This window comes from [Muricauda] lutisoli (nom. illeg.) (assembly GCF_017313105.1).
Taxonomy (GTDB): Bacteria; Bacteroidota; Bacteroidia; order Flavobacteriales; family Flavobacteriaceae; genus Flagellimonas; species Flagellimonas lutisoli.
This window is the reverse complement of sequence record NZ_JAFLND010000002.1, coordinates 450,425-475,254: the sequence shown is the minus strand read 5'-3', so window position 1 is coordinate 475,254 and position 24,830 is coordinate 450,425. Positions and strand designations below refer to the sequence as shown.

Genomic DNA, 24,830 nt, shown 5'->3' with positions numbered 1-24,830 from the left:
GGTTTACAATGCGCTTTTGAACTGCTCCAAGAAACGAACATCGTTTTCGCTAAGCAGGCGAATATCAGAAATTTGATGAAGAAGAAGTGCAATACGATCTATTCCCATACCAAACGCAAATCCGGAATATACTTCGGGGTCTATACCGCAATTCTTCAGAACGTTGGGGTCTACCATACCACATCCCATTATCTCCAACCAACCAGTACCTTTGGTCATACGGTAATCGGTTTCGGTTTCAAGGCCCCAGTATACATCAACTTCAGCGCTTGGCTCCGTAAAAGGAAAGTAGGACGGGCGCAATCTAATTTTTGACTTGCCGAACATTTCGGAAGTGAAATATTGCAAGGTCTGCTTCAAATCCGCGAAGGAAACGTTCTTGTCCACATACAAACCTTCCACTTGATGGAAAAAGCAATGCGAGCGTGCAGAAATGGCCTCGTTTCGATATACCCTTCCGGGAGAAATGGTCCTGATGGGTGGTTTATTGGCTTCCATATACCGTACCTGTACCGATGAGGTATGTGTGCGCAATAGGATATCCGGGTCTGTTTGAATGAAAAACGTATCCTGCATATCCCTTGCAGGGTGGTACTCTGGAAGATTCAACGCTGTAAAGTTGTGCCAGTCGTCTTCCACTTCCGGACCTTCGGATACATTGAAACCAATTCTAGAGAAAATATCTATAATTTGATTCTTTACAATGGAAATGGGGTGCCGGGCACCGATTTCGACCGGTTCACCCGGGCGGGTAAGATCGCCATACTTGCCAGCAGCCTCTGTTTGGTTTTCCAAGGCTTCCTTAAGTTCGTTGACTTTATCGGTAGCGGCACTTTTTAGCTGATTGACAACCTTGCCAAAATCTTTCTTTTGCTCGTTGGGCACATTTTTGAATTCGGCAAAGAAACTGTTCAAAAGCCCTTTTTTCCCCAAATACTTGATTCGGAAAGCTTCAATTTCTTCCATTGAGTTCGAAGTGAACCTTTCTACTTCGGCGATGTGTTCCTTTATGGTATCAATCATGACTGCTTACGCTATTGGCGGACAAATTTAGCAAATTGTCCTTGAATATATAGGCAATTAAAAAATGTACTGCGATTCCGCCCAATAAATGCCATAACCAATGGGTGCCCATTGGGAAGAAATTTTGATGGAGATCGATGCTTCTAAAGAAAACGGCAATCGAAAAAATTAAGAAGGCTGTAACGACCAAGCCCATATTTTTGCCCTTGGTCTTTAATAAGTACCACGTAATAGGTATAAGTATGGTGGCTGCGGTAATCACATAGCCGAGAGAGATTCTCATTCCAGCGGGAATAGGAAGTATACGTAGTAAAAAGGAAGTTCCGAGCAGAACTATGATGCAAGTAATCCGTTGCCACCAAGAGTTGACGAGTTTAAAAATAAAATAGATGACCAATGCTGCACAAAGCAACATAATTGGCATCCAATCCAAACGAAGCCAAAACTCGTGGCTGCGCGTGGCATGGAAAACAGTACCCCCTACATAGCTAATCCCAATAATGGGAAGAACCCAAGCTAGAAAACGGTGTTGTCCTGGATTTCGATACACCTTGATGCTCCAGTGAATGATCAATGCCAGAAATATAAGGTTGCTGAATGTGTTAAAGGGCTCTACAGGAAACCTACCCTCCATGGTTTCCAAATAAATGGGACCCGAATCATTAGGGAATTTTGTGACTAACATGGGCTTTTAAAATATCAATGCCAAAATAAGTGTTATTGACAATATCTTGAGTGTAAATTTATAAATCAAAAAGGGGCCGATCTTAAAATCGGCCCCTTTCGATCGTGTTCGATCATTAAAAATCATAAAAAAGTAACGTGACCATCGGAAATATCATACATGGCACCCACAATTGCAATTTCACCATGTTCCTCCATTTCTTTCAGGATTACACTTTGGTTTCTAATATTTTCAAGGGCCATTTCAACATTTTTAACTGCAACGGCGTCCACAAAATCCAGGTTCCGAGAATTTCTTTTGGAGTCGTCTTTTGGCTCCTTGACTGCATATACCGCTGGTTCGATTTTATTTATCAAGCTGGTCAAATTTCCTAGGCGTGCATGGTCGCAGGCTCCTTTTACGGCACCACAACTGGTATGGCCGAGAACCACAATAGCTTTTGTGCCCGCAAGCTTGCAAGCAAACTCCATACTTCCCAGAATATCCTGATTGATAAAATTACCGGCAATCCTAATGCTAAAAATATCTCCTAGACCTTGATCAAAAACCAACTCTGCGGACACTCTGGAATCGATACAACTTAAAATGGTCGCAAATGGGAACTGGCCATCTTTGGTATCGTTGACTTGTTCCAGTAGGTTTCGGTTTGCCTTTAAATTTTGTTGGAAACGCTCATTGCCCTCCTTTAAAAACTCAATAGCTTTTGCGGGAGTCATAGTTGATTGTGTTTCTTTTGTATGTGCCTTCATATTTATCGGTTATGCTGTTTTTTTGGGTCTTAGATTAAAAAATTCGATATAACTTTCAGGGTTCTCGACTTCTCCTCTTTCCGAAATAATTTTAATGTCGATGTTCCTGTTCTTCGCCTTACTTCTAAAATCGTCGAGAATTTCGACGATGTCATTGTCAAGATAGCGAGTTTTTCTCACATCCAATGTGAGGTATGAATTTTCTGGAATGTTGTCCAATTCCTTTAATATGGCCCCTTTGTTAAAGAATGTGACCTCTTCGGCCAAGGTCATTTTTATCTTATGTAATTCTCCATCCTTTTCTTCAATGTGAAGAAAGTGGGAGTTTTGATAGCTTTTGATCAATACTACCACAATTCCTACTAAAAGACCTAAACTGATTCCAACCAAAAGGTCAGTGAACACAATTCCCACCACTGTTACCACAAAAGGGACAAATTGTTTCCAACCTGCGTGGTACATGCTTTTGAACAAGCTTGGTTTGGCAAGTTTATAGCCTACAATAAATAGGATAGCTGCCAAAACGGACAACGGAATCATATTAAGTAGGGTGGGTATTAAAATTACCGATCCCAAAAGGAAAAAACCGTGAATGATCGCCGAAGCTTTGGTTTTACCCCCAGATTGTATGTTGGCGGAACTACGGACAATTACCTGTGTGACCGGAAGTCCTCCGATAAGACCGGACATGGTGTTTCCGATACCTTGTGCGATAAGCTCTCGATTTGTGGGCGTGGTTCGCTTTTCAGGGTCTAATTTATCCGTGGCCTCAACACAGAGCAACGTTTCCAAACTGGCAACCAATGCTATGGTAAAGGCAGTAATCCATACTTCGGTATTGGTTATGGCACCAAAGTTTGGAAAACTAAAAAAGCCTAAGAAGGACTCAAGACTATCCGGTACAGGTACCTTGACCAAATGCTCGGCCGCAATACCCCAGGTTTGATTCCCTTGTGTAATGGAGTAGTATACTATGCCAATGACCACGGCCACCAGAGGTCCTTGAACAAGTTCGAATATTTTTGATTTTTTGGTCAATACCGTGCTCCATAAAATAAGGATGGCCAATCCGATTACCGCGATTAAGGTTGCTCCTGGACTGATATAATTAATAGAGTTGATGATCTCACTAAAGGTGTTTTCTCCATCCACCTGAAAGAATGCCCAGTCTCCTTCGGGATCGGCATCGTACCCAAAAAAGTGGGGAATTTGTTTTAAAATGATAATGATACCAATACCCGTAAGCATTCCCTTGATTACGGAGGAAGGAAAATAATAAGCTATGATACCGGCTTTAAGAAATCCGAAAACGAGCTGTATGATTCCTCCCAGTACTACGGCCACCAGAAAGTTTTGATAGCCGCCCAAAGTACCAATAGCAGTGAGAACTATGGCGGCAAGTCCAGCGGCCGGTCCGCTAACACCAATTTGGGAGCCACTTAGCGCTCCAACAACAATACCGCCTATGATACCTGCTATAAGTCCTGAAAATAAAGGTGCGCCACTAGCTAGAGCAATTCCCAAACATAGGGGGAGAGCCACGAAAAAGACCACAATACTGGCAGGTAAATCTTTTTTGATATGCTTGAACATAATGATATGTAAGTTTGTTCTTCTATTTGGTTAGGTGATTCATAGAAGAAGGTTAAAAATTGATTTGAATAAAATTTGAGTGTTAAACCAATTTTCTGGGGGGAGGGTCCAAAATTTCGACGGTATAATCCGAGATTGGGAAAATGTACCTAAGAGAAACCAACGAATGTTCTTGTAGAAATGGATGATTGCCCCATTCTAAAAGATATTTGTTGTAGACGTCGGCCTCATCAAACTTTTTGACGGTAAATACCTTGCTGCTTTTTTCCTCTTCCGCTGCTCCAACCACCATGGTTTCGCCCAACTCCTTATCCAATAGTGGAATAATGGGAGAGGCCGATATGGCAAGTATCAGCAATAACGACATAAATGGAAATAGGAATGTCTTCACAAACAACGTCAATTTGAACTAAAATAATGAATTCTGGGTAAGGAAAGCGGTTTTTTGCCTAAAAGTCCTTGATTTTCTTGACATTTTCCGCCTGTAGCCATCCTGTTTGACCATCAGCAATACGAATTCTCCTCCAGTCATCGAGCTCGTCCAAAATGTTCACTTTGGTGCCTTCATGAATGGTAAATATGGTATTACTGTTGCTGTTCGGTTCGGAGTTAACATTCACTTCTTTGGAAAATACGATAGCGGGGTCATTGTTCTTATTCTGTTGATGATTGAGATAGGCCAACAAAACGCAAGCCACGCAAAGGGCAAGCGAAAACATACTGGAAATAAATGCAGCCCTTTTTTGGTTGGCGGGTCTGAGAAAGTAATAGGCCATATACGCCAGCACAAACAAAAAGACAAAAACTACGGCAAAGTAAGCCCATTTATTATAACCGAACATACCAACAATCGAACTATAAATGCGGGACAATTCAGTTTTGGGCATTTCCTCAATGGCGTCTAACCTCATGTTCTGGGCAAACCTTAGATTGTTTTTGATTTCCTCGTTGTTCGGACTTAAAAGCAAAGCTTTTTCGTAATAATATATACTGGGTCCGATAGCATTGAGCTTGTAATAGCAATTGCCCAAGTTAAAGTATAGTGAGGCCGAATGTTCCCCGTTTTCAAGGATTTCCTTATAATTTTCAATCGCAGCGGAGTATTCACCATTGTTATAAAGCTCCGTAGCCTCATTGAACAGCGTCTCGTTTTGGGCAAACCCAAAAGTAAAGCCAAGAAAACAAACCAAAAAGGTTATCTTTTTTATGCTCATAACTGTTTGTCCAAATTAGAAATTACTTCACTGGCCTTTTCATAATCCTGTTGCATCTGTACATTGGAAAATGGACTATAACGGGCCATTTCACAGCTTGTCAAAAGTCCGATAAAACCTACGATATCCTCTTTTTCAACATTTTTTTCGGATAGGATGCTGGTAATTTTATCCTTGCTAAACTCTGCGGTTTCTATGTGCAATTTTGCCTTCAGATAATTGTGCAATCCTTTTTCCAGGGCAACATAGAATGCTTCCTTATTGCCCAATTCTTTTTTGGAGGTGGACAGATACTTTCTGGCCAGTTTGTTCGCTTTTTTAATTTTGTTGGCGACCACGTCACTTGCAATAGCTTCTCTTTTCTTGAAGGTGAAAATGGCGATTGGAATCAATAATAGTGGAGCGAACAACAGAATGAAAAACAGTCTTGAACCAAAGAAAGATTCTACTTTTATAGGGCTCAAGTTTGGGTTTATGTTGATGAAAAGGAATTGTTCCCCAGTAGGCACCACGGTCTGTTTGTTTGCAGAAGGAGCCATATTGGTATCATTGCCCGAAGGCCCTTCAATCACCTCAATATTGATTTCTTCGGAGTTGATGGTCTCATAACTGCCCTTACTAGGGTTGAAATAGCTAAAGGAGATGCTCGGAATCGGATATTTTCCTCTAAAAGAAGGTACTATAGTGTAATTGTTGGCCACTTTTCCTTCCATGCCCGAGCTATAGGTATTAATGTCTTCCTCATATTCTGGATCGTATACCTCTAAAGAACTGGGCAGCTCTGGTTCTGGGAGTTGGAAAAGCTTTAGATTTCCCTTTCCCGAAACCTCCACTTTTGCCTGAAGTGATTCAGAAGCATTCAACTGAGTTTTACTAGTGGTCACGGCAAAATCAAAATCCCCCACGGCGCCACTAAAATTTGCAGGTTTTCCTGCTTCGGGCAATGGTTTTACGTTGATGGTTCTTTTGCCAGCAGAAACAGTTTTACTGGTCTGGGTATAGATTCGACCACCGAAAAAGTCCCGACGATTGGTGGGAACATCCACAAATATTTCCAAGGAAAGCGGCTCAATATCCAACTGACCAGGTTTTTGAGGATAGAGTACCACCCGTTTCAACACTACATAGCGATATGGTTTTCCTTCGAATGTACCATTTTGCGCCGTATGCTTTGTCACAGGAATATCCTGGCTCCAAAAATTATTGTAGGTAGGATTGTCCAACGGACGATAATTCGTCACACTTATGTTTGGACTAACGTAAAGTTTATAAATAACCGTTACGGCTTCATTGAGGTATGGATTTCCTTTGGAAACCTCTGCTACCAAATGAAGGCTTTCATCTGCTACATCATCTACTGTTTTCTGTGCATTGGGTTTGTCAACCGCAGCTGTGACCTCTACTTTTTGAGGTGTTGTCTTGTAGGTCTGTCCATCAATTTCGATCGTAGCTTGATTAATGGTGAAACTACCCCTTGCAGTAGGCTTTAGAACATAGGAATAGGTTTTGGAAAAACTGCGTTTGCCGTTTACCCAAGATGAACTAATGGATTGTGACGGCCCCATGACCACATTGAACCCTTCGAATTGTGGTGGTTTAAAATTGTCGCCATCCTTGTTCATGGTAAAATCTACCCGAAGACGTTCGTTGATCCCCAACTCCTCTTTGCTCAAGTTCATTACAAACTCGACCCCCTCGGTTTCGTCTTGGGCATGGGAATACAGCCCCGATAGAAGGAACATTCCCAAAAAAAGCAGTATGTTGCCTTTCAACAGTTTCATTACCAGTCCTTCTCGTTTTTAACTTTCTTTCCGCGAACTTTTCGGGCCTCCATTTTTTCTTGCACTTTTTTCTCCTCGTTCTGCATGGCCTCTAGCAAATTCTGAATCTGCTGTTCGGAAAGTTGGTTGGGTCTTGGTTGCTGTTTTTTATCTTCAGGTTGGTCACCTTCATTGGGCTTTTTTTCCTGTTCGTTCTTCTTGTCGCCATCTCCTTTTTGGTTTTCCTTTGGCTTGTTCTCACCATTATCACCCTGGTCGCCCTTATCTTTGTTTTCGTCTTCCTTTTGTTCGCCTTCGTCTTTCTTTTCGTTATCCCCGCCTTCGTTGTTCTGGTCTTGGTTTTTATCCTTATCCTCGTTTTCTTGGTCCTTTTTGTCTTCGTTGTCTTTGTTTTGGTCATTCTTTTGCTCGTCCTGCTGTTTTTCGAGCATTTTTTTGGCCAAGGCAAGATTGTAACGTGTCTCGTCGTCGTTGGGATTGCTGCGCAACGCTTGTTTGTATGCTTCCACAGCTTTTTTGTACTCTTTGTTTTTCATGAACACATTGCCCATATTATGAAAGGCTTTGTGTTTTTCTCCTTTGTTTTCTGCGGTATCGCCAGCTTCTTTATATCGACCAAAAGCTTCACCGAAACTTTCCCTATTGTAATAGGCGTTGCCTAGATTAAATCTTGCAACTGCATTTTTATTGCTTTTGGATATGGCTTTTCTGTAATCGGCCTCTGCCGTAATAAAATCGTTGGAGGTCAGTTGTTCATTGGCCTCATACGTGAGGTCTGTTGAGGCCTGCAAGGCTTTTTCTGCTTCTTTGTTCGCCTTTTCGGCAATGTCATCCTGCGCTTGGACTGCTCCAAAACATAGCAATAGTCCAAACATCAACTTTATCTTATCCATCATCGTGCTCATTAAAAAGATTCAGTTTTTTCAACCATTGTGTTTTTCTATCCAAAACGAAGATGTCCAAAAATAGAAATAAAAAGCCAGCGGCGAGGAACCATTGAAACTGGTCCTTGTACTCGGCAAATTGCTTGGCCTCAAATTCCGTTTTGTCCATTCGGTTCAGCTCCTCTTTGATGTATTCCACTGCATTTTCCGTGTTGGAGCCATCAATATAATCCCCATTGCCCCTGTCGGCAATCTCCGTTAATACGTTTTCGTTGAGTTTGGTAATGACCACTTCTCCTTGATTGTCCTTTTTTAAGCTTTCCACAACCCCATTTCGTTTGAGGGGAATGGGTGCTCCTTTGGCTTTACCAACCCCTATGGTGTAAATACGGATACCGTTTTGCGTGGCTTTTTCAACCGCGTTGACGGTTGAGCTCTCGGAGTGGTCTTCCCCATCGGAAACAATAAAAAGCACCCTGTTTGTCTGCTGGGAATCATCATAATAGGTGCTTGCCAGATCTATGGCTGCGTTAATTGCCGTTCCTTGTGACGAGAGCATATCGGTGTTCATGCTCTGCAAGAACATTTTTGCCGCCCCGTAGTCCGTGGTGATGGGCAATTGTGGATAAGCCTGTCCCGCATAGGCGATTATCCCGATTCGGTCACTGGCCAGTTGGTTGATGATTTCCGAAACAATACGTTTGGATTTTTCCAGGCGGTTGGGCGCTATGTCCTCGGCCAACATACTCTTGGAAACGTCGATAGCGAATACGATATCCACACCTTCGCGTTTCACGGTTTCCAGCTTTGTCCCGATTTTTGGATTTACCAATCCCAATACCAAAAACACAAGCCCTCCCAATAAAAAGACCAATTTTACGGTGGATTTAAAGCTCGATCTATTGGGTGCCAAACGCTTTAAGAGACTGGAATCGGCAAAACGTTTTTGTGCTTTTTTCTTCCAGATTTGAAGAAAAAAGAACACTAGGACCATAATTGGAATTATGGCCAAGAGGTAGAAATATATTTTTTCGTCAAACTGAATCATCTTCTAAATAAAACTTTTAAAGATGGAATTTCGCAATCCCCATTCCAACAGCAATAAAATTCCCGCCAAGAAAATCAACGGCCTGAATTTTTCCTCGTACTTGTAATATTTGAATTCTTCTATTTCTGTTTTTTCCAACTTGTTGATCTCGTCATAAATCTCTTCCAAAGATTCATTATCTGTGGCACGGAAATATTTTCCTCCTGTTACTTCAGCAATCTCTTCCAGCAATTCTTCATCAATCTCCACTTGCCGCATTCCGTATCTAAAGGAACCATCTCTATTGTAAGCGATGGGAGACAAGGCGTTTCCGTTGGTGCCCAGACCGATTGTGTATGTCTTTATTCCAAATTCCACTGCTAGGTCCGCAGCGGTTCTAGGTTCAATAAAGCCAGAATTATTGACACCGTCCGTTAAAAGAATGATAACTTTACTGATCGCCTTGCTTTCTTTAAGGCGGTTTACCGATGTGGCCAATCCCATTCCAATGGCCGTACCATCTTCCAATTCGCCATAAGTGATTTCTTCCAACGCATTTAAAACAATAGCCTTATCACTGGTAATCGGGGTCTTGGTGTAACTTTCACCGGCATATCCGACTAAGCCAATACGGTCGTTTGGGCGACCTTCTATAAAATTAGCGGCCACTTCTTTTAAAGCCGATAATCGATTTGGCTTTAGGTCGCGGGCCAACATACTGGATGATACATCGATGGCCATTACGATGTCGATACCCTTCGTAGTTTTGGTCCTGGTGGAAATGTCTTCCGTTTGAGGTCTGGCCAATGCAGTAATGATCGCAGCCAAGGCCAATAACCGTATTCCGAATAGGACAGGTTTTAATTTTGATGCCCAACTTTTAACGGTAAATCCCTTGATGCTCGAGATGCGCAGGGAGGCCATTTCATTTTTTCGTTTGAAAAAATACCATAGCAAAGCCAATGGAAGCAACAAGAGCAGCCAGAAAAATTCAGGATTTGCAAATTCTATATTCTCAAACATTTATGCTTGTGTTTTTACGTCTAAACTGTTCAAAATTCGGTCCACGATCCGTTCTGCATATTCATCGTCCTCTTCCCAAGTGATTACCACCTGTTGGATAAAACCTTTACCGCCAAAAGTGAGAATGTTGTACTTGGCCCTTTTGGAGTCTCCATTGGGTCTTTCCAAAGTACCCGTGCCATAGGTCTTTAACCCCTTAACACCGGATTGGGTAACAAACTCCTCTTGTTTGGTAATTATATTGGTGAGCCCCAATTGTTCAAAATTGGCTAATGTAGAACCGATTACAGCATCAAATTGGGGGTCCTCTTTCTGTTCTTTAAAGGTGATGGAACTGGTGCTGACGGAAAAAATGCCGACATAACTGCCATAGGAAAATGCCTGAAGTTCTTTGATCAGCTCTTCGGTTTCTTTGGGCAGTTCCAGTTCTTGGCGCACCAAAACTTCCGGTGTTTCTATTTGTATAGGTGGAAAACCGTAAGAACTGGCCACCCACTCACTTTCCAGCAAGTCCTTGGTGGGATAACCAAAAATCGTATCGCGAACTTTTTTGGTTCCAAAATAAACGGTGGAGCCAATACCGCCCAAAACAATGATTCCTGCGAAAATGGCCGCGGCCCAGTAGATTCTTTTACGTTGTTTTTTTCTCGCCAGTTCTTCCAGATATTCCTCATCCAACAACAAATCCTCCTCAGTGGGTTCTGGGAGTCCCTCGTGGGTTTTGGTCACGATTTCCTCGACCAGCTTTCTATCTTGTTCTGCGATGGTGGTAGCGGGTTTATTTTTGGCAAACTTCACTAAATCGGCCGTTTGTAATATTTTTTGAAATTGCTGAATGGTGTCTTCCTCCAATTTAAGTTCCCCAGCATCCCGTAACATTTCAAGTTTGGTGATGAGTTCGGAAGTAGTGCTCTCCATTGCCGAAACATGTACATCTTCTTCTAAATATGAGCGGACAATGTTCGTTAGCTCTGAATAATACTGTTTATACTCGTCCTGGATGAGGTATTTGGAATTTTCCAGTTTTTTCAGTTCCATCAAAGCTCGGTCGTAGGGTGGGAGCAATGCCACCTTTTCTTCCTCGGTCAATGGTTTTTTGCGCAAAAAGAACCAATAGACCAATCCGCCCACAACAATCAGCCCTAAAAGAATCCAAAGTGCAGTAAGCCACATATCGGCAGTGCCCCGCTCTACCTCGATAAGAGGTTTGATGTCGTACATTTTCTGTTTGGTGGTATCAACGACCACATCGGCAACCTTTACTTGGAATGAATCTGTGAAAAAGGGTTGCTCGTTAATGGCTATTCGCTGTGGTGGAATGGTATATGAGCCACTATCAAACTGTGTTAGTGAATATATCTTTTGAAGAATGACCTTATCATCATTTTTCAGGGTATCGGCCATAATGGCCTCTACGGTTTCCAGTGGGGAAAAGGTTTGTCCTTCGGGAAAGAAAACAACATCGGTCGAATCTGCCTCAACCGTGATCTTGTACTTGATCTGTTCCCCTATTTTAATGGCCAGGGTATCCACTTTAGCATCGACCTTGGGTTCGGTCTGAGAATAACCGACCATAGGCAAAAGCATCAACAACAATAAAACGCCCAAAATGTTTCGGACCTTTTTTGTGTTTATTGTTTTATATCGACCGTACATTCGCATTATCCTCTTCGTTTAAAATACCCCAGTAGCTTTTTAACATAACTTTCGTCTGCCCTGCAATTGATTACACCGCATCCTGACTTATTAAATGAATTGGTGAAATATGCCACCTTCTCTTGGTAGTATTCGCCATAGGCCAACCGCACCTGTTTGGATTGGGTGTTCACCAATTGGATCTCGCCTGTTTCGGCATCCTGCATTTGCACCATTCCCAAGTTCGGTATGGTTTCCTCACGCTCATCATAAACCCGTATCCCAGTCACATCATGTTTATTGCCCACAATGCGAAGGGTATTGTCGTAGTCATCCGCGATAAAATCGGAAAGCACAAAAACAATGGCTTTTTTCTTCATCACGTTGGTCAGGAACTTTAAGGCTTCTGCAAGGTTGGTTTCGCTACTTTTTGGGTGAAACTCCAACAATTCCCTAATAATCCTGAGTACGTGGCTTTTTCCTTTTTTAGGTGGGATAAAAAGCTCCACCTCATCGGAAAACAAAATCACCCCGACCTTATCGTTGTTTTGAAGCGCAGAAAAAGCAAGTGTTGCGGAAATTTCAGTGATAATTTCTTTTTTGAATTGGTTGGAAGTACCAAAAAGTTCAGACCCACTCACATCCACCATCAACATCATCGTTAGTTCGCGCTCTTCTTCAAAGACCTTTACATAGGGTTCGTTGTAGCGTGCGGTCACGTTCCAGTCAATACTTCGTACGTCATCACCAAACTGATATTGACGTACCTCACTGAACGTCATTCCTCGACCCTTGAACGTAGAGTGGTATTCCCCACCAAAAATATGGTCGGAGAGCCGTCGGGTCTTGATTTCAATTTTACGTACTTTTTTTAGTAGTTCCTTTGTATCCATTTGGTTCAAAAAAAATTGGTTTTCGGGTTGGTTAAAGTATTGCTACTTATTCCGATAAACATTGAACCGCTAAGGCACTTCTACCTCGTTTACAATCTTGTTGATGATTTCTTCGGAAGTAATATTTTCTGCCTCGGCCTCGTAAGTGATCCCAATTCTGTGACGCAGCACATCGTGCACCACGGCCCTTACGTCTTCGGGAACCACATAACCTCTTCGTTTGATGAACGCATAGCACTTGGATGCATTGGCCAAGTTGATACTACCCCTTGGAGAAGCACCAAAACTGATGAGTGGCTTCAAGCTTTCCAAGTTGTATTTTTCTGGGTATCGCGTAGCGAAGATGAGGTCGAGTATGTATTTTTCGATTTTTTCGTCCATGTAAACCTCACGAACCGTTTCTTGGGCTCTCAGAATTTGCTCCAGGGAAACCACGGGCTTAATGGGTTCCGTGTCACCTTTTAAGTTCTGACGGATTATCAGCTGCTCCTCGTTGAGTTTTGGATAATCGATTACCGTTTTAAGCATAAATCGGTCCACCTGAGCTTCTGGAAGCGGGTAAGTACCTTCTTGCTCCACTGGGTTTTGTGTGGCCATTACCAAAAAAGGTTTGTCCAAAATAAAGGTTTCATCACCAATGGTTACCTGCTTTTCCTGCATGGCCTCCAGAAGTGCCGATTGCACTTTTGCGGGAGCCCTGTTTATCTCATCCGCCAAGACAAAGTTGGCGAAGATAGGTCCCTTTTTAATGGAGAAATCATTCTCTTTGATATTGTAGATCAGTGTACCGATAACGTCAGCGGGCAATAGATCGGGTGTAAACTGTATTCTGCTAAAACTTCCTTTAACCGCTTTTGCCAATGTGTTGATGGCCAAGGTCTTTGCAAGTCCCGGAACACCTTCAAGTAGAATGTGACCTTTTCCGAGCAGACCGATAAGCAAACGTTCAACCATATGGGTCTGTCCTACAATTGCTTTGTTCATTTCCACCGTTAAAAGGTCAATAAAAGCGCTTTCCTGGGCAATTTTCTCATTCACAGCACTAATATCAATAGTAGTGTTTTCTTCCATTTTAAACTTTTATTGTTTGGTATTAATGTCGGGGTTTTTACTAAGGTGTGCAAAATGAAAATTTATTTAAAACCTGCCTGTTAATTAATGGTTAAAAAAAACGCTAAACCCCTAGTTTTATGAAGGATTTAAGGGTTTAATTTTATACTTTAAGCGCATATGGAACAGACAACCAAATTTTCCCGCATTATATCGGGAGCAATGACATGGGGAAGTTGGGGTAAAAAACTTTCCAAAAAAGAAATGATCGGATTGATGCACCATAGTATTGGTTGTGGACTTACTACTTTTGACCACGCCGACATTTATGGCAGCTATTCCACAGAAGGTGATTTTGGTGCTGCCTTCGTGGATAGCGGAATCAAAAGAGAGGACATCCAGTTGATCACCAAATGTGGTATTCAATTGACCCGTGGTAGGGACAACAAAATCAACCATTACCAATACGATAAAGATTATATTATTTGGTCGGCGGAAGAGTCGCTTAAAAAATTGAATACGGATTACCTGGACTTTTTTTTGATGCACAGGCCAAGTCCATTAATGCAACCCGAAGAGATGGCGGAAGCTGCCCAACATTTATTGCAAAGCGGAAAGATCAACCAATTCGGGGTGTCCAATTTTACGCCATCTCAAATTGCTATGTTGGAAAAAGCGATACCTGTTGAGGGAAACCAAGTCGAGTTTTCCTTAACGCACCGCAACCCTATGTACGATGGGACTTTTGATGATTGCATAGCCAACAAAAGAATGGCAATGGCCTGGAGCCCTTTGGGAAGTTTTTTCAGAGAAACCGACGATCAGGTTGAACGGATTAAAGAAGCAATGGGCCCTTTACTGGACAAGTACGATGCAGACGAAAGCCAGCTACTTTTAGCTTGGATTTTAAAACATCCTGCTAATGTTCACCCGGTTATAGGGACGACAAACAAGAAAAGAATGAAGTTGGCCGCTGAGGCCATAAAATTGGAATTGGAACTTCAGGACTGGTTCACCCTTTTGGTAGCGGGCCAAGGCCACGATGTTCCGTAGAATAAATTTAGAATGGCAAAAACAGCATTAATAACAGGAGCAACCAGCGGAATAGGAAAAGCAACCGCTGAACTTTTTGCAAAGCAAGGCATCAATTTAATCCTTTGTGGACGAAGGCAAGAGCGCTTGGAACAACTTAAAAATGAGTTGGGAAGGGATACGTCCATCTACACACTTAACTTTGATGTGAGAAATAGAACGGACGTCTTCTCTGCCATTGAAAGTTTGCCCAAGGAATTTTCAGAGATAGACATTTTGGTCAACAACGCGGGGAATGCCCACGGTCTGGACCCTATAGACAAGGGCAACCCAGACGATTGGGATGCCATGTTGGACATCAATGTAAAAGGGTTGCTCTATATATCCAAGGCCATCATCCCTAAAATGGTGGAACGCAAATCAGGGCATATCATCAATATTGGTTCCACGGCAGGTAAAGAGGTTTACCCCAACGGAAATGTATATTGCGCAAGTAAGCACGCCGTGGATGCCATAAACCAAGGTATGCGAATCGATTTAAATGCTTATGGTATTCGCGTTGGGGCCGTAAACCCGGGCTTGGTAGAAACTGAATTCAGTGATGTTCGATTCAAAGGAGACTCGGAAAGGGCATCGAATGTGTACAAGGGTTTTCAACCCTTAAAACCAGAGGACATTGCGGACATTATCCTGTTCGTGGTTACCCGACCCTACCATGTGAACATTGCCGACCTTGTGGTAATGCCCACCGCACAGGCCAGCAGCACAATTGTGAAGAAGGAACTATGATCAATAAACGCCTACTCGTAAAAAATCTTTTGGCCCACAACGACGAGAATAGTTTTTACGACAAAAAGCGTTTTATATCCATTGGTGAAAAGGAAGGCAAGGCCAAGTTTTTAAAACATGTCTGTGCCTTGGCCAATAGCAACCCGAAAAACAACTCTTTTATCGTAATCGGGGTAGAGGATGAGGACAATACGATTGTTGGTGTCGATTTTTTCGATGATAGTAAGATACAGAACCTCGTCAATGCCTATTTGGAAAATCCTCCTTTGATTTCCTACGAAAACATTCCCTTTCCGCATTTGCCCGAAGGCAAGGTGGTCGGATTGGTCACCATCAGGTCCAACGGGAAGGTCTGTGCCCTGCGTAAAAATATTTGGAAGTACTACGGGGGAGCCGTTTTCTTTCGCGAAGGGAGCATTAGCCTACCCAAAGCTTTTGATATTGAACTCAAGGATATCAATTCCGAAAAGGTGGCCACTATTGAGCAGCACGCTCGGAACAATATCGAATATACACTGGATGCCGTCATCAATTTCTTCAATACAAGACACCCAGATTTAACAAGTGATTACAAGGTTTTCAAAGAACAATTTGTGGTCTGTTGGGCAGGCAATAAAAAGAAGGTCAAGGGAAAGGTCTATTATTCAAGGGTGGATATTGAATTGATCAACGAACAAGTCAAATTGTTCTATTCCGCTTTGGATGAAATCACCATTGATTATGATGATGATTCCTTTAAAACGTTGGAATATGTGCAATTGGGATTGGGGTCTCAGCAAAAATATTATCCCTTGGAAGAAATGACGATCACATTTTCGGACAATGGCAAGTACACCATCAACAGCAAACTAATATTTGAACCACCTCAGTTTGATAAAAAAACGCTGTATCATGTGTACAATACCAATAATGCGTTGCTCAAAAAACTGGAAAACCATATTCCATTGACCGATGCCGAGCATACGGATATTACCCATTTGCCAGCGACCTATCTTATTTGCTATTTAAATGGTTTTGAAGAGGCCAAGGATAAAATGGACAATTCAAGAGCATTGCTCAAAGCTTACGACACCCATGTGTATCAATCTTTGAAGGAGTCGCAACGGATATTGAGAAAGGTCAGATACGCCTAGGACCTCATCAGCCAGAGCATCTGATAGGGCATTATTTCCAATAGGGCGCTGTTCAGACCCACTTTTTCACCGGACACCAAATCCAATGGTTCTCCATTACTGAAATACCCCAGTTTTTTGATCCAGCTACTATCGATAACCTGAGCATTCTCATCAAAATTGCAGATGACCAACAATCCTTTTTTACCTTGGGTTCTTTCAAAAGAAAAAATATGGTCGTTCCCGGTATGGCACAACTCAAGATTGTTGTGGTCCGCGAAAACCGTGTTTTCCTTTCTTATTTTGATGAGTTTTTGAAGCGTATGGAATATGCTGGATTGTGGTAGGTCCTTGTTGTCCAAATTTGAAATGGTTTCCCAATCCTGCATCGGACGGTTTACCCATCGGCTATCCCCTTTTTTTGCAGGATCGTTTTGAAAGGAATAGTCGTTTAGTGTTCCTATTTCGTCCCCTGCATAAATCAACGGAATACCTCCGAAGGCCAATGTGATCCCGTGCAGCATAATAATTTTTCGCACCGACTCTTGCAATAAGTCTTCATCTTTGTTTTTAAGTGCCTTTTCAAGACCCAACAAGGAGGCTGCGCTTCCTGTGATGCGACCATCCCCTGTTTTTGGATTGTACATAAAAAGCATTCCAGTGGCTGGCGACCAATCCAATCGTTGACAAAAGTAGTCCAACAAAAATTTTCGGTGCATTTCGGGGTTCCATCCCAATTCCTGTATGAGGTGGTTTTCGTATCCCAATCCAATATCGTCGTGGCAACGGATATAATTGATCCAAGTGCAATCCTTGGGTTTGGAAGGTACATGCATCAAGCTTTTATAGAGCAATTGTGTTTTTTTTGTGGCGATGGAATTCCATAATAGTGCCATCAAAGATGCGTTGTAGGCAATCTCACATTCATTGCCTTGCTTTTCTTCTTCACCAAAATATTTTATGATGTCCGTTGGGGCCACAATGGCTTCTGCCAAAAGAATGGAGCCCGGGGCCACTACCTGCAGGCACATTCGGAACAGCGTAATAAGGTTGTGCGCTTCGGGTAGGTTTTGGGAGATGGTCCCTATTTTTTTCCACAGGAAAGCAAGCGCATCAAAACGGACCACATCCACGCCCATGTCCGTTAGCTTTACCAAATTGGTGAGCATTTCCAAAAATACTTCGGGATTGGTATAGTTGAGGTCCCATTGATAGCTATTGAAGACTGTCATCACCCATTTTTCCATTTCAGGGATATAGGTAAAATTTCCAGGCGAACTTTCGGGAAAAACCTCGGGCAAAGTTTTTTCAAATTCTGCAGGGATGGTAAAATCTTCGTAGATGTAATAGTATCCCTGGTATTTTTTATTCCCTTTTTTGGCTTTTTTGGCCCATGAAAATTCATTTGAGGTGTGGTTCACCACAAAATCGAGCATCAAATAGATACCGTTTTTACGGAACGCTTTGGTCAATTCGAGCAGATCTTCCTTGGAGCCATATTTTTTGTCCACCTCCAAGTAGTTGTTTACTGCATATCCGCCATCGCTTTCTCCCTTGGGTCGGGTAGTGATGGGCATCAGGTGCAAAAAGTTGACCCCAAGTTTTTTGAAATAAGGGATTTTCTCTTGCAGCCCTTCTAAGTCTTTGTTGAAATGTTCCACATAAAGCTGCATTCCCACGAGCTTTTCGGACTGGTACCAATTGCCGGACTGCAATCTATTTAAATCTTGGTTCCGTAATATTTCTGGTCGCTCCAAAAACAAAGTGGAAAGTAACTCCAATAATTTTTGGAAATCATTTTTATGTTGCTCTTCTGGGTATAGGGAAAAGAATTGTTTTTGAATAAGGGTGAGGTTGGCGGCCAATCGTTGATCAAATAGCTCTTGATCGTTCTTGTCTTTTTGGCTGAGCAGTCTATGTAATTCAGCTTGGTTCATTTATTTTTCCAAATCTTCTTTTGTGGGCAGCGCCACAATTGCCCCATAATTTGTAGTGGTTATGGCCCCTGCTTTGTTGGCCATGGCTACCATTTTTTCAACGAGTGGAAAATCCTCGAAAATTGGTTCAAAATTGCCGAGGTCCGAAATTTGATACAACAAGCACCCTATAAAGGAATCACCTGCTCCTGTGGTATCAACAGGGGCAACCTTCACGCTTGGAATCACCTTTTTGGTACCGTTCATACTCAATAAAGTCCCGTCCTTGCCCAATGTTACCGTAATAATTTTAGTCCCTGCCTTGTGCAATAGGTCGCAAGCCTCATGTAAATCTTCTTTTCCAGAGATAAGCTGTGCCTCCTCCAAGCTGAACTTGCACAGGTGTGATTTCTCCACAAACGGCATACATTTCTTAATAAAGGTTTCCTGATCTTCTTTCCAAAGGTCAATTCTAAAATTGGGGTCAAAACTGATGAACATCTCCTTGGTAAGTCCATCAAAAAGATATTTGGTGTACGTCTTTTCCAGCGGTCCGCCCAAAAGAGCGGTGGCAGCGCCAAGATGAAGAATGTTCCCGGAAAGATTTTTCCTCAGATTGGGATTATATTTGAGTTCCCTGTCGGCCCCTCTACTAAAAACAAAGTCTCGTTCTCCATCTTCCGAGAGCGAAACAAAGGCAAGCGTGGTAAAGGTGTCCGATAGTTGTGCCAGTGAAATATCCACTCCTTCCTTCTTCAGGGTTTCCAAAAGGAATTTACCAAATGGATCGTCGCCAACACATCCGATAAAAACACCGTTTCCGCCCAATTTGGAAATGGCACAGGCTACATTGGCAGGGGCACCGCCTGCTTTCTTGGTAAACACATTGGCTTTGGAAAGGTCGCTTCCTTGTCGTTCAGCGACAAAATCTATCAGTAATTCACCAATACAGTAAACTTTTTTCATATTATTCTAAGGTACATAGAAATTGATACCATGTCCAAAAATCAGTTAGTTTTATTTGAATTCTAGGTTAAATACGTGATAAAGCCGCTAGGATTTTTCACAAGCCAACCATTTGTGTGTAATATTGCGAAAAACTTTTCTATGCGAACACTTGTTGTGGGCGACATTCATTCTGGGGTACGGGCGTTGGAACAATTAATGACAAAGGCGAAGGTTACTCCGAACGACCATATTGTTTTTTTGGGAGATTATGTGGATGCTTGGAGTACAGCGGTGGAAACCATCGATTTTTTAATCCAATTGGAAAGTGAGTATACCTGTACGTTCATTCGGGGAAATCACGATGAGCTTTGCAGGGCTTGGCTCGAGGATCAAAAGGAAAATCCACAATGGTTGGCGCACGGGGGAATGGCGACAAGGGAATCCTATTTAAATGCGGACAGGGACAAATGGGACATACATCTTAAGTTTTATCAAAATTTAAAGAACTATCACCTTACCAATGACAACCGATTGTACCTACATGCTGGTTATACCAATTTAAAAGGTGTCGAATATGAATATTTTGAGCAATCTTTTTACTGGGATCGTACCTTATGGGAGTTGGCCTCTGCACTTGATTCCGATCTGACACCTAACGACCCAAGGTTTCCAAAAAGATTGACCCACTACAAAGAAGTTTTTATCGGCCATACTCCGTTGTCGAAAAATGAGTTTGTACATCCACAGAAAAAAGCAAATGTTTGGAATGTGGATACAGGAGCTGCTTTTAAGGGAGGATTGACCATGTTGGATGTCGAAACCAAGGAATATTGGCAAAGTGATCCTGTACATACATTTTATCCTGGAGAAAGAGGAAGGAATTAGCGGTAAAATCATTAACTTATAAGGACAATAATTAAAACCCCGAATATGTCGATCAAGAATGTACGATTGGAAGTAATGCAGGCGATTGAACCCAAAGTGGAAGGATTCATTGATGAATTTCTTATACCAACAGAAAAAATATGGCAACCCACCGATTTTTTGCCAGATTCCCAAAGTGATGATTTTTTTGATGAAGTAGAAAAAATCCGCGGTGAAGCCAAAGAACTTGGTTATGATTTTTGGGTCACCCTTGTGGCCGATACCATTACAGAAGAGGCCTTGCCGACTTACGAATCTTGGTTGATGGATGTGGAGGGCATAGATCAACACAACGGAAAGGAAAATGGCTGGAGCAAATGGGTGCGAGCCTGGACCGCTGAGGAGAATCGTCATGGCGATGTCTTGAACAAGTATTTGTACCTGTCGGGCCGCGTAAATATGCGCGAAATCGAGATTACCACACAGCATTTGATATCTGATGGATTTGACATAGGAACCGATAGAGACCCATATAAGAACTTTGTATATACCACTTTTCAGGAGCTGGCTACCAATATTTCGCATAAAAGAGTGGGCAAGATGGCCAAGAAGAAGGGAAATCCACTTTTGGCAAAAATGTGTACCATAATCGCTGGGGATGAGATGAGACACCATTTGGCTTATCGAGAGTTCGTTAAAACAATCATGGGGCAAGACCCCGACGGCATGGTATTGGCCTTTGCAGATATGATGAAGAAAAAAATTGTGATGCCGGCACATTTTTTACGGGAGTCGGGCGGTACCATTGGCGAAGCTTTTGAGCAGTTTTCCAATTGTGCACAACGATTGGGAGTGTATACCGCCCAGGACTATATCGATATTCTAAAAAAACTGAACGATTATTGGGACATAGGAAACCTAAGGGGATTGTCCGAGCAGGCAGAAAAAGGGAGGGTTTATTTAATGAAACTTCCAGAAAGGCTGCAGCGTATTTCCGAGCGAATGCAATTTTCACAAGAGCAATATACATTTAAGTGGGTAGAGGCCAACGGTATGCTCTAGAACAAATTCTACTACTTAATATTTACCGGCACGGTGTTTTTCCTGCCACTCGAACAACTGCTGCCAGTGTCCTTCGTAAGCCATTTTGGCTTGCATGGGCCAAGAAGCTGGGTCGTGGATGCGGTAACGCTTTCCACCGGAGTCGAGTACTTCTTGACATTTGTCTGCGGAGGTTTCGGATAAGGCTTTCCAGGTTTTAATCCCAAAATTGTGGAACAACTCTTCGATTTTTGGGCCAATACCTTCAACAAGTTTTAAATCGTTTTCTTTAATGTTTTTTCCAAACGCTGCTTTGGCTTCTGGGGCATTAAAGGAGAAAGACCTGCTTTCCGAAAGATTTATGTTTGAATCCGGTTTAAGATCCTTTGTTTTTGTAGTGTAAGACCCAAGCCGTTTTTGGCAGGTCTCCAAATCAGACTTTAGCTTGGCGTTTTGTACCTCAAGTTCATTCAGTTCTGCGGATTTTTGAGGAATAGAGGGCGTATCGGACTTTCCAAAAAAGTAACCAAGGATTCCAGCAATGATTCCTGTGAAAGCCAAAATAATCCAATACCATATAGTTGAACTTTCCCAATCCATAGTTAGATGTTTGAACAGCAAAAACTGCACTTTTAAATTATTAAAAAAATCTTAAAACTCTAAATTAAAAGCACATGAAGTTGTCCATTTTGGAAATATGGACAATTTGTAGGAAAAATCAAAAACAGAAAATAGAATAAAAGATACCAACCACACACTTTTTTTGACCACTCGTAAGATACCATTTAATATCTCGCTAAAATATTTTGAAATTTAAGTCAAATATTAGGTAAAGAACCCTGTTTCTCCCGACAAAGTTCCGGCATTGGAATGGGGTTTTTAAGTTAAGTTTGAGTTAGTTAAGTTGGTTTTAAAGACTGCCCATTTAGCGTTTAGTCTAAATGGGCGGCTTTTTCTTTTTAAAGGTCGAACTTGATGCCTTGTGCCAACGGTAGTTCTGTAGTGTAATTAATGGTGTTGGTTTGTCTGCGCATGTATATCTTCCAAGCATCAGAACCACTTTCTCTACCACCACCAGTTTCTTTTTCACCACCAAAGGCACCACCGATTTCAGCTCCAGAAGTACCAATGTTCACGTTGGCAATACCACAATCGGAACCTTCAACGGAAAGGAAACGCTCTGCTTCACGCAAGTTGTTGGTCATTATGGCAGAGGAAAGCCCTTGTTTTACACCATTCTGCATGCCCAGGGCATTTTGTAGGTCACCTTTGTACTTCAAAAGGTATAAGACTGGACCAAATGTTTCGTGTTGAACAATATCAAAGTGGTTTTCGGCTTCGGCAATAGCAGGTTTTACATAGCACCCGCTTTCGTAGCCTTCACCTTTGAGCACACCGCCTTCAACTAAAATTTTTCCGCCCTCGGCCTCAACTTTCTCAAGTGCACTCAGGTAGTTTTTGACGGCATCTTTATCAATAAGCGGCCCAACATGGTTGTTTTCATCTAAAGGATTTCCAATACGTATTTGCTTATAAGCGTCAACGATGGCATTTTTGACCTTATCGTATACATCCTCATGCACGATCAATCGACGTGTTGAGGTGCAACGCTGACCACAAGTACCGACCGCACCAAATACGGCACCGATCACCGTGTTTTTAATATTGGCATCCGGGGTAACTATTATTGCGTTGTTACCACCAAGCTCCAAAAGGGATTTTCCCAATCTTGCTGCTACCGCTTGAGCCACTATTTTACCCATTCTAATAGATCCAGTGGCCGAAATTAACGGAACGCGATCATCCTTGGTCATGAATTCACCTACTTTGTAGTCTCCCGTTATCAAACAAGAAATACCTTCCGGCACTCCATTTTCAGAAAACACTCTAGCTGCTATGTTTTGACAGGCCACCGAGGTCATCGGTGTTTTTTCAGAACCTTTCCAAATACAAGCATCGCCACAAACCCAAGCTAAGGCAGTATTCCAGGACCAAACCGCCACTGGAAAGTTGAAGGCTGAAATGATACCGACAACACCAAGGGGATGATATTGCTCGTACATTCTATGGCCAGGTCGCTCGCTGTGCATGGTAAGCCCGTGCAATTGGCGTGATAAGCCAACTGCAAAGTCACAGATATCGATCATTTCTTGTACTTCGCCCAAGCCTTCTTGGTAGCTTTTCCCCATTTCATAGGACACCAATTTGCCCAATGGTTCTTTTAAACGTCGAAGCTCGTCGTTAAATTGGCGAACCACCTCACCGCGTTGGGGAGCAGGCATGGTTCTCCATTTTTTAAAACCTTTTTGAGCGGTACTAATTACTTTTTCGTAATCTTCCTTGGTTGTAGTTTTCACCTTTCCAATGAGTTCACCATCAACAGGTGAGTAGGATGCAATAACGTCTCCATTGGAAAACCAATCTTTTCCGGTAGAAGTACCATTATTTATTTCGTTTAGGCCAAGTTCTTTTAAGGCCTCTTCTATTCCAAAATCAGTTGCAATTTTTGACATTTATAACTTTTTAATGATGTATTGTTATATTTTTACAATATTACGAATATTCTCCTAGAGGATAAACGGTTTATAGGAATTGATGGATCAATAGTAGAACAATTCCCAAGATTGCCGGAAGACCTTGTACCGCAAATATTTTTTTTGATGCGGTTGCAGCTCCATAGATGCCAGCAGTTGCCACGCATGCTAAAAAGAACAATCCCACATAAATTTGCCATACTGCATCTTGAATGGTCAGGGACCAAATAAGTCCTGCTGCCAAAAAGCCATTGTACAAACCTTGGTTGGCCGCCAATGTTTTTGTGGGTTCAAACAATTCTTCAGGGAATTTCCGGAATACTTTTTTGGCCTTGGTTGTCCAGGCAAACATTTCCAACCACAAAAAGTAGATATGGAGCAAAGCTACGATCCCAATGACGGTTTTTGCTAAAAGGAGTATCATTCTTCTTTGGCCACGAAACGTTCATCAACTGGCATAACCGTGCCACATTTATCGCAGGTACGCAATTCTTCGGAACCGTAAAAGTGCTTAAAATGACCCAAGAAATCTTTCTCAATATCATTAAGTTTAAAATAAACCTCGTACAATTTATGATTACAGTTGTCGCAAAACCAAAGTAGTCCATCTTCGGCATCAAGATCCGTACGTTTTCGCTCCACCACTAGTCCAATGGAACCTTCTTGGCGGGCAGGGGAATGAGGCACTTTGGCAGGATGAAGGTACATATCGCCAGGCCCGAGCTTCATGGTCTTTTTTTGACCACCTTCCTGGATATGAACTTCAATATTCCCTTCGAGCTGATAAAAAAGTTCTTCGGTTTCGTTGTAATGGTAGTCTTTTCGTGCGTTGGGTCCGGCCACGATCATAACAATGTAATCGCCGGATTCTTTGTAAAGATTTCTATTTCCAACAGGAGGTTTTAAGGTGTCCCGGTTTTCCTCAATCCATTTGTTAAGATTAAAAGGTGCCTGTATCGCCATGTTCAAAGATTTTACGAAAGGTAAAAAAAACCTTGCAGGCAACATAGCAATCAACAAAAAAGACCTGCTACCTG

At 42.2% G+C, this 24,830-nt stretch carries 24 protein-coding genes; 5 read left to right on the top strand and 19 right to left on the bottom strand.

The features are described from left to right. Positions 1–3: 3 nt before the first annotated feature. From pheS to J0X13_RS09390, 13 genes are all read right to left on the bottom strand, one after another. Entirely contained in the window at positions 4–1,023 is a 1,020-nt protein-coding gene (pheS, locus tag J0X13_RS09450) for a phenylalanine--tRNA ligase subunit alpha (RefSeq protein ID WP_207071194.1), read from the bottom strand. After that, positions 1,016–1,708 (bottom strand): hypothetical protein, encoded by a 693-nt coding sequence (locus J0X13_RS09445; protein WP_207071193.1) that lies wholly within the window; start codon positions 1,706–1,708, stop codon positions 1,016–1,018. The genes pheS and J0X13_RS09445 overlap by 8 nt, the downstream gene beginning before the upstream one ends. A gap of 122 nt (positions 1,709–1,830) precedes the next feature. Next, positions 1,831–2,457: a carbonic anhydrase family protein gene (locus J0X13_RS09440; RefSeq protein ID WP_207071192.1), complete on the bottom strand. Its 627-nt coding sequence runs from the start codon at positions 2,455–2,457 to the stop codon at positions 1,831–1,833. 9 nt (positions 2,458–2,466) lie between these two features. Then, entirely contained in the window at positions 2,467–4,050 is a 1,584-nt protein-coding gene (locus J0X13_RS09435) for a SulP family inorganic anion transporter (protein WP_207071191.1), read from the bottom strand. 82 nt (positions 4,051–4,132) lie between these two features. Further along, complete coding sequence (locus tag J0X13_RS09430; RefSeq protein ID WP_207071190.1) at positions 4,133–4,441, bottom strand: hypothetical protein; 309 nt, start codon at positions 4,439–4,441, stop codon at positions 4,133–4,135. 58 nt (positions 4,442–4,499) lie between these two features. Continuing rightward, the gene (locus J0X13_RS09425) at positions 4,500–5,264 is read right to left on the bottom strand and encodes a tetratricopeptide repeat protein (RefSeq protein ID WP_207071189.1); all 765 of its coding nucleotides are present in this window, start codon (positions 5,262–5,264) and stop codon (positions 4,500–4,502) included. Further along, positions 5,261–7,045: a BatD family protein gene (locus J0X13_RS09420; RefSeq protein ID WP_207071188.1), complete on the bottom strand. Its 1,785-nt coding sequence runs from the start codon at positions 7,043–7,045 to the stop codon at positions 5,261–5,263. The genes J0X13_RS09425 and J0X13_RS09420 overlap by 4 nt, the downstream gene beginning before the upstream one ends. Then, complete coding sequence (locus J0X13_RS09415; RefSeq protein WP_207071450.1) at positions 7,045–7,938, bottom strand: tetratricopeptide repeat protein; 894 nt, start codon at positions 7,936–7,938, stop codon at positions 7,045–7,047. Before J0X13_RS09415 ends, J0X13_RS09420 begins: the two co-directional genes overlap by 1 nt. After that, entirely contained in the window at positions 7,931–8,977 is a 1,047-nt protein-coding gene (locus tag J0X13_RS09410; protein WP_207071187.1) for a VWA domain-containing protein, read from the bottom strand. The genes J0X13_RS09415 and J0X13_RS09410 overlap by 8 nt, the downstream gene beginning before the upstream one ends. Positions 8,978–8,980: 3 nt before the next feature. Then, positions 8,981–9,979 (bottom strand): vWA domain-containing protein, encoded by a 999-nt coding sequence (locus J0X13_RS09405; RefSeq protein WP_207071186.1) that lies wholly within the window; start codon positions 9,977–9,979, stop codon positions 8,981–8,983. Next, complete coding sequence (locus J0X13_RS09400) at positions 9,980–11,635, bottom strand: hypothetical protein (RefSeq protein WP_390822160.1); 1,656 nt, start codon at positions 11,633–11,635, stop codon at positions 9,980–9,982. Between the two features lie 5 nt (positions 11,636–11,640). Next, positions 11,641–12,507 carry a DUF58 domain-containing protein gene (locus tag J0X13_RS09395; RefSeq protein WP_207071184.1) on the bottom strand — a complete coding sequence of 289 codons (867 nt, stop codon included), beginning with the start codon at positions 12,505–12,507 and terminating at the stop codon, positions 11,641–11,643. A 69-nt stretch (positions 12,508–12,576) separates the two neighbouring features. Further along, positions 12,577–13,578 carry an AAA family ATPase gene (locus tag J0X13_RS09390; RefSeq protein WP_207028380.1) on the bottom strand — a complete coding sequence of 334 codons (1,002 nt, stop codon included), beginning with the start codon at positions 13,576–13,578 and terminating at the stop codon, positions 12,577–12,579. 159 nt (positions 13,579–13,737) lie between these two features. Between J0X13_RS09390 and J0X13_RS09385 the strand changes: the two genes are divergently transcribed. The 3 genes from J0X13_RS09385 to J0X13_RS09375 are packed head-to-tail and all read left to right on the top strand — an operon-like array spanning position 13,738 to position 16,511. Further along, positions 13,738–14,610 carry an aldo/keto reductase gene (locus J0X13_RS09385; RefSeq protein ID WP_207071183.1) on the top strand — a complete coding sequence of 291 codons (873 nt, stop codon included), beginning with the start codon at positions 13,738–13,740 and terminating at the stop codon, positions 14,608–14,610. Between the two features lie 12 nt (positions 14,611–14,622). Further along, a complete protein-coding gene (locus tag J0X13_RS09380) occupies positions 14,623–15,378 on the top strand; it encodes an SDR family NAD(P)-dependent oxidoreductase (protein ID WP_207071182.1) in 756 nt (251 codons plus the stop codon). Continuing rightward, positions 15,375–16,511, top strand: a complete 1,137-nt coding sequence (locus J0X13_RS09375; RefSeq protein ID WP_207071181.1) for an ATP-binding protein — start codon at positions 15,375–15,377, stop codon at positions 16,509–16,511. Before J0X13_RS09380 ends, J0X13_RS09375 begins: the two co-directional genes overlap by 4 nt. On the opposite strand, the gene J0X13_RS09370 is transcribed toward J0X13_RS09375, so the two are convergent. Beyond that, the gene (locus J0X13_RS09370; protein WP_207071180.1) at positions 16,508–18,427 is read right to left on the bottom strand and encodes an amylosucrase; all 1,920 of its coding nucleotides are present in this window, start codon (positions 18,425–18,427) and stop codon (positions 16,508–16,510) included. The two genes, J0X13_RS09375 and J0X13_RS09370, sit on opposite strands and share 4 nt — an antisense overlap. Then, positions 18,428–19,372, bottom strand: coding sequence for a carbohydrate kinase family protein (locus tag J0X13_RS09365; protein WP_207071179.1), 945 nt, complete (start codon positions 19,370–19,372; stop codon positions 18,428–18,430). 141 nt (positions 19,373–19,513) lie between these two features. Between J0X13_RS09365 and J0X13_RS09360 the strand changes: the two genes are divergently transcribed. Both J0X13_RS09360 and J0X13_RS09355 read left to right on the top strand, forming a co-directional pair. After that, the gene (locus J0X13_RS09360; RefSeq protein ID WP_207071178.1) at positions 19,514–20,239 is read left to right on the top strand and encodes a metallophosphoesterase; all 726 of its coding nucleotides are present in this window, start codon (positions 19,514–19,516) and stop codon (positions 20,237–20,239) included. Positions 20,240–20,284: 45 nt separating this feature from the next. Then, positions 20,285–21,280 (top strand): acyl-ACP desaturase, encoded by a 996-nt coding sequence (locus J0X13_RS09355; protein ID WP_207071177.1) that lies wholly within the window; start codon positions 20,285–20,287, stop codon positions 21,278–21,280. 15 nt (positions 21,281–21,295) lie between these two features. Here J0X13_RS09355 and J0X13_RS09350 read toward each other — a convergent pair whose 3' ends face one another. The 4 genes from J0X13_RS09350 to J0X13_RS09335 all read right to left on the bottom strand — a co-directional run bounded on the left by J0X13_RS09350 (position 21,296) and on the right by J0X13_RS09335 (position 24,756). Next, positions 21,296–21,859, bottom strand: coding sequence for a helix-hairpin-helix domain-containing protein (locus tag J0X13_RS09350; protein WP_207071176.1), 564 nt, complete (start codon positions 21,857–21,859; stop codon positions 21,296–21,298). Positions 21,860–22,218: 359 nt separating this feature from the next. Then, on the bottom strand, positions 22,219–23,772 hold the full coding sequence (amaB, locus tag J0X13_RS09345; protein WP_207071175.1) for an L-piperidine-6-carboxylate dehydrogenase: 1,554 nt from the start codon (positions 23,770–23,772) through the stop codon (positions 22,219–22,221). A 70-nt stretch (positions 23,773–23,842) separates the two neighbouring features. Then, positions 23,843–24,217 carry a DUF1304 domain-containing protein gene (locus J0X13_RS09340; protein WP_207071174.1) on the bottom strand — a complete coding sequence of 125 codons (375 nt, stop codon included), beginning with the start codon at positions 24,215–24,217 and terminating at the stop codon, positions 23,843–23,845. Beyond that, positions 24,214–24,756, bottom strand: coding sequence for a 3-hydroxyanthranilate 3,4-dioxygenase (locus J0X13_RS09335; RefSeq protein WP_207071173.1), 543 nt, complete (start codon positions 24,754–24,756; stop codon positions 24,214–24,216). The genes J0X13_RS09340 and J0X13_RS09335 overlap by 4 nt, the downstream gene beginning before the upstream one ends. Positions 24,757–24,830 lie beyond the last annotated feature (74 nt).